General features: G+C 33.5%; 11 protein-coding genes and 1 tRNA gene. 6 read left to right on the top strand and 6 right to left on the bottom strand.

Annotation, left to right across the window (positions count from 1 at the left end; translation table 11 throughout):
- Positions 1-4 precede the first annotated feature (4 nt).
- Complete coding sequence (locus AD60_RS06155) at positions 5-751, bottom strand: CPBP family intramembrane glutamic endopeptidase (protein ID WP_146049059.1); 747 nt, start codon at positions 749-751, stop codon at positions 5-7.
- Positions 752-895: 144 nt separating this feature from the next.
- Here AD60_RS06155 and AD60_RS06150 point away from each other — a divergent pair, with 144 nt between their 5' ends.
- From AD60_RS06150 to AD60_RS06130, 5 genes are all read left to right on the top strand, one after another.
- A complete protein-coding gene (locus tag AD60_RS06150; RefSeq protein ID WP_103877202.1) occupies positions 896-2,185 on the top strand; it encodes an SLC13 family permease in 1,290 nt (429 codons plus the stop codon).
- 92 nt (positions 2,186-2,277) lie between these two features.
- Complete coding sequence (locus AD60_RS06145; protein ID WP_103877203.1) at positions 2,278-3,435, top strand: amidohydrolase; 1,158 nt, start codon at positions 2,278-2,280, stop codon at positions 3,433-3,435.
- Between the two features lie 146 nt (positions 3,436-3,581).
- A complete protein-coding gene (tdh, locus tag AD60_RS06140) occupies positions 3,582-4,631 on the top strand; it encodes an L-threonine 3-dehydrogenase (RefSeq protein WP_103877204.1) in 1,050 nt (349 codons plus the stop codon).
- Positions 4,632-4,633: 2 nt separating this feature from the next.
- Entirely contained in the window at positions 4,634-5,815 is a 1,182-nt protein-coding gene (locus AD60_RS06135; RefSeq protein ID WP_103877205.1) for a glycine C-acetyltransferase, read from the top strand.
- A 222-nt stretch (positions 5,816-6,037) separates the two neighbouring features.
- Positions 6,038-7,183 carry an SBBP repeat-containing protein gene (locus tag AD60_RS06130; RefSeq protein WP_103877206.1) on the top strand — a complete coding sequence of 382 codons (1,146 nt, stop codon included), beginning with the start codon at positions 6,038-6,040 and terminating at the stop codon, positions 7,181-7,183.
- Positions 7,184-7,228: 45 nt separating this feature from the next.
- Here the strand turns inward: AD60_RS06130 and mnmG are convergent, their stop codons facing one another.
- From mnmG to AD60_RS06110, 4 genes are all read right to left on the bottom strand, one after another.
- Entirely contained in the window at positions 7,229-9,106 is a 1,878-nt protein-coding gene (mnmG, locus tag AD60_RS06125; RefSeq protein ID WP_103877207.1) for a tRNA uridine-5-carboxymethylaminomethyl(34) synthesis enzyme MnmG, read from the bottom strand.
- Positions 9,107-9,345: 239 nt separating this feature from the next.
- A complete protein-coding gene (gene nagA / locus AD60_RS06120) occupies positions 9,346-10,437 on the bottom strand; it encodes an N-acetylglucosamine-6-phosphate deacetylase (protein WP_103877208.1) in 1,092 nt (363 codons plus the stop codon).
- 7 nt (positions 10,438-10,444) lie between these two features.
- On the bottom strand, positions 10,445-11,377 hold the full coding sequence (locus AD60_RS06115; protein ID WP_199177859.1) for an SIS domain-containing protein: 933 nt from the start codon (positions 11,375-11,377) through the stop codon (positions 10,445-10,447).
- A gap of 30 nt (positions 11,378-11,407) precedes the next feature.
- On the bottom strand, positions 11,408-12,133 hold the full coding sequence (locus tag AD60_RS06110; RefSeq protein ID WP_103877209.1) for a GntR family transcriptional regulator: 726 nt from the start codon (positions 12,131-12,133) through the stop codon (positions 11,408-11,410).
- A gap of 159 nt (positions 12,134-12,292) precedes the next feature.
- On the opposite strand from AD60_RS06110, the gene AD60_RS06105 reads away from it, so the two are divergent.
- Positions 12,293-12,982, top strand: coding sequence for a hypothetical protein (locus AD60_RS06105; protein ID WP_103877210.1), 690 nt, complete (start codon positions 12,293-12,295; stop codon positions 12,980-12,982).
- Between the two features lie 83 nt (positions 12,983-13,065).
- Here AD60_RS06105 and AD60_RS06100 read toward each other — a convergent pair.
- Positions 13,066-13,140: transfer RNA gene (locus tag AD60_RS06100), tRNA-Val, on the bottom strand.
- Positions 13,141-13,532: the final 392 nt, after the last annotated feature.

Below are 13,532 nucleotides of genomic sequence, written 5' to 3'. Positions count from 1 at the left end.
TTATCTAAGAGTGATAATTATTTATGAATCTTCTCTTTAAGATAATTAAGTAAGTGATAGTGAGTCCATCAGAGAGGGTATGTATTATAATGGGATAGATCAAGCTATTTGTAATTTGAAAGGTATATCCCAAAATCGATCCCATTATGATTCTTCCTGCTAAAAGACTTGTAAATTGTTTGATATTTTCTCTGCCAAAGAAAAGGTTGTTGAAGTGGGCTAAAACAAAAAGTATAGTTGCTATGATCGTTGCAAATTCAATAGAAAAAATAGAATCCTGTAAAATCATTCTTAGATTCCCTTGGATAAAGCCTCTAAAAAACAATTCTTCTGCTGGCCCCACGACTAACCAAACATGTAATAATATAATTTTGTTATTTTTGAAATTTCCGTAAGGAATATTCATGAGATCAGAAAGAGACATCTTCCTCATACTACCTAAAGATCCCAATATTAAAACAAAAGAGATTAGAAGCATAATAAACCCTTTTTTAAAATTCCCAGTTTGAAATCCTGCTTGTTGGAAGTTTATTGTTGAAAGATAGATAAGAAAGATTGAAATGGCTATATTGAATATTCCTAAAATTAAATTACCCAAGTAAACATCTTTTCTTTTTAAAAGAAATCTACTAATCGTATAAATAAGTAAATAATAGAGAATAATTAAAACGATAAATTTTATAAAAATCATTTCTTCACCAACCTTTATATCTTCTATACAATTATACAACAGCAGACTGATAACGTCCATCACTGTATTAAACGCCTGCAATGTGAATTACAAGGAGATTTATATATATTTGACTTTGTTTTTTTTTTAAACTATAATTAGTTGGGGAAACTAAATTCCCTAAAAAATATGTAAAAAAGTATGGCTGCCTTTCGGAGGAATTATATGTCAATATATGCTATAACATCTTTAATAGTCTTCATAATAGTTATTTTAGGAATGGTTTTTCAGAAAATAGATAGAACTCTTATTGCTATGTTGGGGGCTATATTTTTATTAGGCGCAGGTGTATTCTCCGATCAAATTGGTGCAATAAAAGAGTACATAGATTTTAACACTCTCTTATTGTTGCTAGGAATGATGGTGTTTGTTGAAACTTTAAGAAAGACTGGTATATTTACATTTCTAGGCCTCTCGATGTTAAAATTGTTTGGGAACAATACATACACCTTATTCATTTCTTTAATCTTTTTGGTTGCTTTATTTTCCGGATTTATTGACAACGTTACAACTATTTTAGTTTTCATCCCAATGACTTTTGCTATTACTGATTCTTTAAATATTAATTATCTACCTTTTGTTTTAGGGGAAATTTTTGCATCCAATATTGGAGGCATGGCAACAATAATTGGAGATCCTCCTAATATTATGATTGCGTCTGCGGCAGGTTATTCTTTCACAGAGTTTGCGCTTATTATGTATCCTATCACAATAGTTAATTTAATATTCGTCATTATCTTATTGATATACTTCTTCAAAAAAGATTTATCAATTAAAATAGATAAAGAAGCGGTTAAAAATTTTGATGTATCCCACATTGTAGAAGACAAAAAAGAATTTATCTTGTCTATACTTTTGTTTGGAGCAGTTATCTTCGCTTTTGCATTGCAGCATGAACTTAATTTAGAAAGTTCAACCGTTGCCTTAGCTGCAGGGTTTTTCTCGTTATTTATTCTTAGGCCAAAAGATTTGAAAGATACATTATCTAATGTTGAATGGGAAAATATTCTATTTTTCTTCGCTTTATTTTTAATAGCAGGAGCACTTGAAGAAACTGGTATAATTAGCATTTTTTCTAACATTCTGGTCGATTTTTCTGGTAATTCTTTACTTATTTTTAGTTTTTCTATCCTAATAATTTCTTCCTTCTTTACTGGTTTCATGAATAATGTTCCTTTAACAGCTGCAATGATACCTGTCGTTGAAAAATTGACTATTTCCGGGTCTTCCGTTTTTGCTAGTATCGATTCTATTTGGTACTCGTTATCTTTGGGGGCTTGTTTAGGAGGGAACTTAACTCCTATAGCTGCTTCGGCAAATGTTATAGCGTTAGGTTTTTTAACACAATTTAAAGGAAAAACAATTTCATTTTGGGAATTTGCAAAATATGGTTTAATAATAGTATTGGGGAATATTTTAATTTCGGCGATATATATAAATTTCGTTTTTTTCTGATTAAAAATGGGTGGGGAGCGGAGCAAAGGGGCGCTAAAGAAGCTTTCTAAAGGTATTAGCAAAAGAATAATACTTAAAGGGGGAATATTTTTATGAAAACACTTTTATTGAAAAATGGATACATTTATCCTATTTCTAGAGAACCTTTTGTTGGAGATATTTTGATAGAAAATGGTACAATCAAGCAAGTAGGGAAAGATCTACAAGTTAAAGCAGACGAGATGATAGATGCAACAAATAAGTATATTTTACCAGGATTTATCGATGCTCATTCCCATATTGGTTTGTTTGAGGAGGGTGTTGGAGCAGCTTACCAAGATGGTAATGAAGCGACAGACCCTGTTACACCACAAGTTAGGGCGATTGATGCCTATTATCCGGAAGATGCTGCTATAAAAAGAGCTCTATCTGGGGGAGTTACAACGGTGATGATAGTACCAGGTAGTGCAAACCCTGTTGGAGGACAAGGTGCTATAGTTAAGTTAAATTCTCAAATAACCGATGAAGCTATTTTAAGAGAACCAGCTGGTCTTAAAATGGCTTTAGGAGAAAATCCTAAAAGAGTCTATGGTTCTTTCAACAAAACTCCCTCTACTAGGTTAGGAAATGCCGCCATAATTAGAGATTATTTTACAAAAGTTAGAAACTATATTGAAAAGAAGAAAACCACAGAAAAAGAAGGGAAGCCTTTCACTGAAACAGATATTAAATTTGAAATTGGTGAGAAAGTTCTAAATAAGCAAATTCCCGCAAGGATTCATGCGCACAGAAAAGACGATATTTTAACGGCGATAAGGTTATCTGAAGAGTTTGGGTTTGATCTTGTTATTGAACATGCTACAGAGGCTTATAAGATTCCTGATTTTATCAAAGAAAAAAATATTCCGTTGATTTTGGGCCCTCTACTGGGTTTTAGAACAAAGTTGGAAACAAGGGATATGCGGTTTGAGTCGATAAAAATTATTAATCAGAAAGGTATCTTGGCGGCGTTGATGTGTGATCATCCAGTAACACATTTAGAACACGCTTCAATACAAGCAGCTACTGCTTTAAGGTATGGAGCCAAAGAAGAAGATTTGCTAAAAATGTTAACAATAAATCCAGCGAAAATCCTAAAGGTAGAAAAGCATTTAGGAACGATTGATGAAAACAAGGATGCGGATTTGGTGTTATGGAGCGGTCATCCTTTTGATCCCAGAAGCGTGGTAGAAAAGACACTGATAAACGGAAATGTGGTTTATGAATTATAAAGTTACTTGCTAATTTTGTTTTAATTGACCATAATCACCTATTATTGTCAATTTTTGACTATAAATTACTCTCCCGAGGTTTGAAAAAAATTTCATGATGAGTTAAACTATATATAGTAGTCATTTCTTTAAGGAGAGTGAAAAAAATGAAGGCTATTGTAAAATCTAAACCAGGGAAAGGGCTAACCCTAGTGGAAGTAGAAGAACCTTCTTTACAGTCTCCACACGATGTAAAGATTAAGATTTTGAAGGTGTCGATATGTGGGACTGATGTGCATATTTACGAGTGGAATGATTGGGCAAAAGATCGTATTAAGCGTTTCCCACAAATCGATGGACATGAATTTGTAGGAAGAGTAATTGAAGTTGGAAATGAAGTTAAAAACGTTAAATCTGGAGATTTAGTTGTTTCAGACAGCCATATCCCTTGTGGTTATTGTTATCAGTGTAGAACAGGTAACATGCATGTATGCCAGAATTTAGAAATTTTAGGAGTGGATAGAGACGGAGTCTTTTCTGAATATGCTGTTATTCCAGATAAAGTTTTGATTAAAATAGACGAAGGCATACCTTTGAAATATGCATCTGTAATGGAACCTTTAGGAAATGCGATTTTTACGACAACCGCAGCCGATTTAAGAGGTAAGGTAGTTTTGATTACTGGTGCGGGACCTATTGGTGCTATGGCAATAGAAATTGCTAAATTATCTGGAGCAGCTTATGTTGTAGTGAGTGAACCTTCTGATTATAGGATCAATATGGCAAAATCGTTGGGAGCTGATTTAGTTATAAATCCAAAGGAGAAGTCTTTAGTTGATGAAGTGCTAAAAATAACCTCTGGATTGGGAGCGGACGTTTTTCTTGAAATGTCAGGAAATGAAAACGCTTTGAATGATGGCATAAAATCCTTAAAAAACACTGGAGTGGCATCTATATTAGGGGTTTATCCTGAAAGTAAGGTAAAGTTCGAAATGAATACCGCTGTTTTTAAAAATCTAACTATTCACACCATTACCGGAAGAAAGATGTTTGAAACGTGGTATATGGCAATAAACTGGTTGAAATATCATAAATTGGATTTAAGTAAAATCGTAACCCATGAATTTGACTTTGAAAATTTTGAAGAGGCTTTTGAATTGATGGCCAGTGGGAAAAGTGGTAAGATTGTTTTAAACTTTGCCAAAGAGGAGGTTTGATTATGGATTTTTATAATCAATTGGAAGAAGATTTGAAAAAGCGTGAAGATGCTGGTTTACGTATCACTATAAGAACACTTGAAAGTGCACAGGGAGCTTGGATCAATATTAATGGTAAAAAGGTTTTAAATATGTGTTCTAACAATTATTTGGGTTTGGCAAACAATGAAAGATTAAAAGAAGCCGCTATTAATGCAATTAAAAGTTGGGGTGTAGGCCCAGGAGCGGTTAGGACAATAGCTGGCACTATGAAGATTCATGAAGAATTAGAAGAAAAATTAGCTGAATTTAAAAAAGTAGAGGCCACCCTTGTTGTTCAATCTGGATTCAACGCAAATCAAGCAGTTATTCCTACTATAACAAACGAAGAAGATGGTATTTTATCAGATGAACTTAACCACGCTAGCATAATAGACGGGGTTAGATTATCAAAGGCAAAAAGATATATTTGGAAACATAAAGATTTAAACTCCTTGGAAGAGCAGCTTGTTAAGGCTCAAAGGGATAATTGTAGAAGAAAATTAATTATAACTGACGGTGTTTTTAGTATGGATGGAGATATTGCGCCTCTACCAGGAATTGTAGAATTAGCCAAAAAATATGATGCTTTAGTAATGGTGGATGATGCACATGGGGAAGGAGTACTAGGAGAAAACGGTAGAGGAATAGCGGATCATTTCAATTTGACAGAGGAAGTGGATATAGAAATTGGAACTTTATCGAAAGCCTTTGGTGTTGTAGGTGGATTCATCGCAGGTAAAAAAGTATTAATTGATTATTTGAAACAACAAGCAAGACCATTTCTATTTTCTAGCTCTTTGTCTCCAGCAGAAACGGCTGCAGCATTAGAAGCGATAAAAACACTTTATGAATCTAACGATTTAGTGAAAAAACTGTGGGATAACGCTAAATATTTTCAAAGTAAGATAAAAGAAATGGGGTATGATATTGGAGGTACTGAAACCCCTATAACCCCTGTAATGATCTATGATGAAAAGAAAACAAAAGAATTTAGCTCAAAACTATATGAAGAAGGAATTTTTGCGTCTAGTATAGTTTATCCCACCGTTCCAAAAGGAAAAGCCAGGATAAGGGTAATGATAAGCGCATTACACAGTAAAGAAGACTTAAACTTTGCTTTAAACAAGTTTGAAAAAATAGGTAAAAGTTTTGGTATTCTATAAATAAATTGTTGTGCAATTTTTAATTTTTATGATATAATAAAAAAGAATGTGTTTTCTGTAATTTTCATTTTGAGTTCAAGAGGGGCCAGGGGATGCTAAGATAGTTTCAATATATCCGAATATTGAGGCAAATATTTTCGAATTTAGAAATGTGATTGAAAGAGGTTTTTAAAAATTTTTATAGGTGGTAAATTATATAAAGAAAAGATAGGAGGGATTGTGGTGAAATCAAAAATTGTTTTGGTATTGGTGTTAACAGTATCTCTTTTTACGATGGCTTCTTTAACCCTTGATTGGGGAAGAGTATACACCCTTGGTGGATCTCAGGAAATCTTCGATGTAAAATCTACAGATGACGGTGTGTACCTTTTTGGATACACCAACGAAAAAGGATTCAACGAAGATATTTTAATTTTGAAATTTGATCAAAAGGGTAACGTCGTTTATGAAAACAAGTTGGGTGGAAATTACAACGATTGGGCAAATCAAGGGATTCTAACTTTGGATGGGGATATCCTTATAGTTGGAACTTCGGGCTCTTATGGTAGTGATTTAGATTTCTATGTATCAAAAATAGGTAAAAACAAATTCTCTACTAATATTAATAAACTAGGTAATGACAAAGGCACAGCTGTTGTAGAAGTAGAGGATGGTTTTGTTGTAGTAGGCTACGGTTCCGATCCTGATACATTAAACATGCGAGGTAAAATGGTAAAATTTAATAAAGAAGGGGAAGTTGTATTTGAAAAGTGGCTCCCTTATTTTGTTCCAGGTTCCGACACAAAACCTTCGAGTATTCAAAAAACTTCAGACGGTAACTTCATCGTTGCCGGTGCCGTGGTAGAGCTATTTGAAAATAGAACTAAGTTCTATCTGGCTAAGATTGATCTCAATGGAGAAGAAATCTGGACAAAAGTTTTTGCTCCCAGAGATTATGCTAGAGGGTTCGATGTTAAAGAAGTACCCGGAGGATACGTAGCAGTTGGTTATGAAGGTTCATGGAAGACAAAATGGTCAGATATCTATGTTGTAAAAGTTAACCCCGATGGAAATATTTTGTGGGAAAGTTTTTATGGAGATGTTGAAAGTGATCACGGTTATTCAGTTGCCGTAGGCCCCAATGGAAAAATATACGTTGCAGGATATGTTACAACCCTTAATGGAGACAAAGATTTTGCTATACTTGAATACGATAATAACGGTAATTTACTGAGCGAAAAGTCTCTTGGTGGATACGGCGATGATGTCGCTTATGCCCTCGATATTGATAATAATGGTAACCTTTATGTCGCTGGGTATTCTCAATCACCAGATCTAGGGGCCGATGCTAACAAAGATGTCTTTATCTTAAAATACACAGTAAAATAAAATTAAAACCGCCCCTATAAAATGTTGGGGCGGTTTTAATTTTAACTACCTTATTTTATCTTTTTGCTTCAAATAAATCCTTAAGTTTATAGCATCGGCTGGATTTATGCCAGGAATTCTTAGGAGTTGTCCAAAAGTTTCTGGACGAATATTTTTTAATTTTTCCTTCGCTTCGTAGGCTAAATTATTGATTTCGTCAAAATTTATATCTTTCGGAATCTTTTCTTTTTCGAGCTCTTTCATTTTTGCGATCTCATCCTGCATCCTTTGAAAATATCCGTTATATTTGAAGTGAATGTCGATTTGTTCTATCACTTCTTTTTCTTCAACTGCTTCTTCGTCGAAATGTTTTAAATCAGCATAAGATATTTCGCTTCTTTTGAGTAATTCACTCATGTGAACAGGTTGAGTGATTTTTGAAGAGCCTTTTGAGACTAAAATGTTGTTAACTTGATTAGGTGATACTTTAATTTGTTCCAGCCTCTCAATTTGTTGATTTATTAGGTTTTCTAATCTGTTAAGCTGATCGTATTGTTCTCTACTCAATAAACCATATTTATATCCATACTTATACAACCTTAAATGAGCATTATCATGTCTGAGTAACAACCTGTATTCAGCACGGGAAGTTAGCAATCTGTATGGCTCATCTACTCCTTTTGTGATAAGGTCGTCGATAAGAACCCCAAGGTAAGCTTCGGACCTGTCAAGAACAAAAGGTTCTTCTCCCCTAATTTTTAAAGCAGCATTAATTCCCGCCATAAGCCCTTGACCTGCGGCTTCTTCGTAACCGCTTGTACCATTGATTTGGCCAGCTAAGAATAATCCTTCTATTTTTTTTGTTTCAAGGTTGTGTTTTAATTGATTCGGATTAACAAAATCGTATTCAACAGCATAAGCGGGCCTTTCAATTATAGCTTTTTCTAAACCAGGTATTGTTTTCAAAATCTCAATCTGCGCTTCAAAAGGTAAACTCGTACTCAATCCATTTAAATAGATCTCTTTAGAGTGTTTAGATTCCGGTTCAAGGAAAAATTGATGGGTATCCTTATTGAATTTCATAACTTTATCTTCAATGGAAGGGCAATACCTAGGACCAATGGACTGGATTAATTTTACATCTCCATACAAAGGAGAGAATGCAATATATTTTCTAATAACTTCGTGGGTCTTGCTGTTGGTTCTCCCTAAATAACAAGGGTAATCCTTCGATAAAACTTTTGGCTTACTCCAATAAGAAAAAGACAGAGGTTCATCGGACGTTTCTTGAATATCAAACTTAGAAAAATCGATAGAGTCTTTCCTGACCCTGGCGGGTGTCCCCGTTTTAAATCTCGATACTTCTAAACCTTCTTTAATCAAAGAATATGTCAAGGAATTTGCAGGAAGTTCTCCCATTCTACCAGCTTCAAAAGCGTTCCTACCAACAAAGATTTTGCCTCTCAAAAATGTTCCTGTAGTTAAAATCACAGCTTTAGCAAAGTATTTCATTCCTAATTCTGTTTCTAACCCGACTACTTTACCGTTTTCTACTAAAATACTTTTCGCTATTCCGTGTCTTAGAATCAAATTGTCTGTAGATTCTAAGATTTCTTTCATTTTTTGTGAGTAATCATACTTATCAATTTGAGCTCTTAAAGCCCTAACAGCAATGCCTTTACTTGTATTGAGCATTCTGATGTTGATCATCGTTTCGTCTGTTACCTTCGCTTGTACTCCGCCAAGCGCATCTATCTCTCTAGTAACAACACCCTTAGCGGGTCCTCCGATAGCAGGATTACAAGGAGCCCATCCTAGAGTGTCTAAATTTATGTTCAATATTAAAGTATTCATTCCCATTTTAGCAGAGGCTAAAGCAGCTTCTATACCGGCATGACCTGCTCCTACAACAATAACATCAAAACTGTTTTCTTTGTTTTCCAAAAATTATACCTCCATTTTTTATACTTTCTTTATATACTCTAACTTTTATTTAGCGCCCCTTCGCCAAACATTAAGGGGTTAACCCCTTAAGATCCCCAAATTCAAGGTCAAAATCTTTTAAAGATCTACTTTGCATACTACAGCAAACCATAAGGATAAAAGAGTATGGCTGCTTTGCCCCGCAGCCCGCCCAGTAAAGAAAAACTATTTTTGCTATGTTTTATTATAGCACACAATGTTTAAAATACCTTTTCACCTTCGAATATGGTTTCTTTCACGTTCAGGTCTTTGTCTAAAATGACAAGGTTTGCGTAATAACCAACTTCAATCCTTCCCTTATCGTAAATATGTAGGTCTTGAAGTGCGTTATATGAGGATACCTTTGCAAGTTCTTGTAGTGTACAATTGGTAAATCTTTTAAAATTTTTGACACCTTCGTTGAAAAGTAGAGTACTCCCAGCGATTGTTCCATCACTAAGTCTTGCTTGATTGTTTTTTACTGTGACGGTCAAACCGCCCAACTCGTATTCACCGTCTTTTAAACCTGCCGCAGCCATAGAGTCGGTTATCAATATAATTTTGTCTGCTCCTTTTATTTTGTATACTAACATCACAAACTCAGGAGAGAGATGAATCCCATCACATATCATTTCTATGTTAAAATCGAAATAAAAGCCAGAACCTGTTCCTCCAATGTTTCTATGGTGTAGTGGTGTTAACGCATTTGAAAAATGGGTGATTCTGTTGACTCCTGATTCGAAAGCTTTTTTGAAGATATCAAAATTTGCTGAAGTATGGCCTAATGAGATTATTATATTTTTTTCTTTAAGATAATTCATTGCTTCAAAAAAACCGTTAACTTCTGGTGCCATGGTTATTAATTTCACTTTATCGTTAATTATATCTTTTAGTTCCTCCAAAGAAGGATTTCTTATATATTGAGGGTTCTGTGCTCCCTTTTTTCCTTTGTTTATATAAGGACCTTCCAAATGAACTCCTTCGATTGAAGAATTCACATCTTCTATATTATCCAAAACTTTTAAGATCTGTTCTTTAGAGGCTGAAACAGTTGTTGGCAAAAAGGTAGTTACACCATATGAAAAATTATTTTTTGCCCAACTTTTGAACTCTTCCTTTGTTGCATGCATCGTATCTATACCCTTTTGTGCATGAGTGTGGGGATCTACAAAACCAGGCATAATGATGGTATTAAACTCTTTATAATCAAAATCTTTTCTTATAACTGCAGAAATCTTTTTGCCTTTTATTTCGATGTCTCCATTAAATTCTCCATTTATAGGATCAACAATTAACACTTTTTCTAATTTCATATTTATCTCAGCCGCCTAATTTAACAGACTTCGAAAGATTCTTAGGTGAATCTGGATTGTACCCCATTTGTACAGCCTTTTTGTAACCTAAATACTGTATGGGGATGAGCCTTAGAGGAGCTTCAAATCCTTTCATATCCGGGATTTTAATGTGTCCATCAGTAGAAATCACTAGGACTTTTCCACCCAACCTTTCGATATCATCGATCAATTCTTTCTCTTCTTTCCTACCCTTTGAGTTTAAGATAACCAACGTTTTGTTTGTGAGTGTGGATATAGGTCCATGTCTGTATTCTAAAGGCTCATGGTATTCAACGTACTGTAAAGCCATCTCTTGTAGTTTAAGGGCGCCTTCTTTTGATATGCCATAATTTTCATCGTATCCAAGAAAGACAAAATGCTCGTACTTTTCTAAAGCTAATTGATCAATAATCTTTTCTGAATCTTCCAAGATTTTTTCACTGAAATTATAATAATCATTTTTTTCTATTCCATTCAGCAACATTGCCAGTATAACAACAAAAGAACCCGTCATCACCACGCTTTTTTCTTCAGTAAAATCTAAGGTTATATTCTCTTCACATTGTTGAGTAATTGAAGAATTCTTTGATGATGTTATTCCTATGGTTTTAATACCTTTCTGTCTCAATTTTTTTGCAGCTTGAACAGTTTCTGTTGATTCACCGGTTCTGGTTATTAAAATTGCAACATCACTATCAGGCATATTATCAAAAAGCATGCCATGTCCACCGGTAAGTACTTTTGCTTTATAGCCATTTTTGTTCATTATTTCTTTCATTATAAATCCAATGTTATATGAAGAACCACATCCAACAAAAAGGTATTTTTTTTCTTTTGAAAAAGAAAAATCAAACTCATTTAACCTATTCAAGAGATTAGGTATCCTTTTTATTTCATCAAAAGTATAGTACACTTTCATACTACCTCCTCAGAATTGTCTTTATAATTTTTATGCCTTTCTGACTATCTTGAACTTGTATTTATCCCCTCTGTAAACTGACTTTACGTATTCAATACACTTTTTATCTTCTATATAGGTATATCTTGTTCTCAAAGCAGCAATAGATCCTTCGTTTTGGGACAAAAATTTTGCTTGCTCTTTGTTTAAACTTGTTACCTCGAGAGTTTCAACAGCATGAGTGAATTTTATCCCGTATTCGTTAGTTAGTATTCTATATAACGATTCTTTTGACATATCCCTTTCTATTATGTTCAATACCCTTATATCTGCATTAGGATTTAAGTATGCTGTTTCGATTGCATAGGGATCTTCATCTAAAAATCGAATTCTTTTTAATAATACTACTCTCCCATCCTTTGGAACTTTAAACTCTTCAACTAACTCGGGAGGAATTTCTATTAATCTGTTTTCTAACACAACTGATTTAGTTGAATGGCCTTGTTTAACTGCCTCATCGGTAAAACCTGTAAGCCTGGTTAATTCTTCTTCTTGCTTTTTCCCTGTATAAAAAGTACCTTGCCCTCTTTTTCTTGTTATTAAACCTTCTTTTGAGAGCTCTTCCAGTGCTCTTCTTACGGTCAAACGCGAAACACCAAATTTATCGCATATCTCGTTCTCTGTTAACAACTTATCTCCTTTTTTATAATCTTCCTCTAATTCTCTTTTTAAGTCCAGATAAAGTTTATAATATAGCGGAATAGGGGCTTCTTCCATTTTAATCTCACTCCCTTCTTATTGGTATATTCCAATTATATAATAGTTATAACAATAAGTCAAATTGAAGATTGATTTTTCTAAATTATATGTGCTAAAATATTCAATAAGAGAACTTTAGAAAAAATAATTTTCAAAATAATTAAGGAGCCACCCGCCATGTACAAAGACGAATTAGAAATGCTCGTAAAATTTTTAGGGGAAGACCTGTTAAAAGAAGAAAATCAAAAAAAACTTCAAGAGCTTGTTTTTAGCAAAATTAAAAGAAAAGAAGATTTTCAGTCTACACATGAATTACTCAAAACACTTGAAAGTTATGATTTAAGGGACTTTTTATATTCAAAACTTTTAGAAAGTTATTTTTCTATTTTCAATATTATTTACGAAAAAGGAAGCCTAAAATACGGAGACGAAAATTACAAAGTTACCATAGATAACGAAACTTTTGATTCTCTTATCGAATTACTGGATGAATCAGATATAAATGGAGAAATTCTATTTTATCTGCTCTCTAACGATTTAAAAAAGAGGGTAGAAATTATACACCAGTTGATAAGTGGAAGATCAAGAAAAGAGTGGAATGAAGAAGAACTAAAAAGTTTTGTGAAAAACTTAAAACCACTAACTACAAGTTTTCTTGAATTATTGATCGAAAAAGGGAAGTTGAAGTCCGAAGAAATCATGGCAACCTTAGAACTTAAAAACAAAAAATCGGTTTCCGCCCTGGTAAGCGCCATAATCAGAAACGCCCCAAACGATAAAGAAAAATTAATTTTTAAAGATAATGATTATATATGTATTAATGAAAAATATAGAAACAAAATTTTTGAAATTAGGAATAAATCATAAAAAACAAAAGCAGGACGAACTTAATCCTGCTTTTTTTAGCAACATATATGAGAAAAGCGAAAAAGTTGAATAAGAATGAATGGTGGTGGGTGCGGTAGGGATTGAACCTACGGCCTCTTCCGCGTCAAGGAAGCGCTCTCCCACTGAGCTACGCACCCTTTCTGATCGTATAAAGTATATCATATTTTTTTAACTCTGTCAATAAAAGAAAAATAAGAAAGAAAGAAAGATAAATTTTATAAACAATGAAAAATTTTTCATATTTTAATTATTTTGGTAATATTTGCTTTTAATTGGTCTTAATCGTTTATAATTCTTTCAAACAGACCGTAATTGAACTTGATATAAATCTTATTTTGTGTAATACTATTAATATGATGATTTGCGTCAAACTTGCAAACAAAAAGCACTTTTTTCTTTCAAATTAAAATTGGTTACTTGTGTATTAAGATGAAATGTGATAAAATATATGAGGAGATTATTTATGAAAGTATTGTTAGAGTGTACAAAAGCTAATAAATTTGCAAAGGAGGTAGAGGTATGAAAAAGG

The sequence above is a fragment of the Petrotoga sp. SL27 genome (assembly GCF_002924605.1).
GTDB lineage: Bacteria > Thermotogota > Thermotogae > Petrotogales > Petrotogaceae > Petrotoga > Petrotoga sibirica.
Note: the sequence above shows the minus strand (reverse complement) of the source record. Positions and strands in the feature narration are given on the sequence as shown.

Excerpts from the sequence above, each read along its gene's own strand:
- AD60_RS06110 (WP_103877209.1), bottom strand. The coding sequence starts at position 12,133 with ATGGAAGAAGCCCCTATTCCGCTATATTATAAACTTTATCTGGACTTA.
- AD60_RS06155 (WP_146049059.1), bottom strand. The coding sequence starts at position 751 with ATGGACGTTATCAGTCTGCTGTTGTATAATTGTATAGAAGATATAAAG.
- nagA (WP_103877208.1), bottom strand. The coding sequence starts at position 10,437 with ATGAAATTAGAAAAAGTGTTAATTGTTGATCCTATAAATGGAGAATTT.
- AD60_RS06105 (WP_103877210.1), top strand. The coding sequence starts at position 12,293 with ATGTACAAAGACGAATTAGAAATGCTCGTAAAATTTTTAGGGGAAGAC.
- AD60_RS06145 (WP_103877203.1), top strand. The coding sequence starts at position 2,278 with ATGAAAACACTTTTATTGAAAAATGGATACATTTATCCTATTTCTAGA.
- AD60_RS06150 (WP_103877202.1), top strand. The coding sequence starts at position 896 with ATGTCAATATATGCTATAACATCTTTAATAGTCTTCATAATAGTTATT.
- AD60_RS06115 (WP_199177859.1), bottom strand. The coding sequence starts at position 11,377 with ATGAAAGTGTACTATACTTTTGATGAAATAAAAAGGATACCTAATCTC.
- tdh (WP_103877204.1), top strand. The coding sequence starts at position 3,582 with ATGAAGGCTATTGTAAAATCTAAACCAGGGAAAGGGCTAACCCTAGTG.
- AD60_RS06135 (WP_103877205.1), top strand. The coding sequence starts at position 4,634 with ATGGATTTTTATAATCAATTGGAAGAAGATTTGAAAAAGCGTGAAGAT.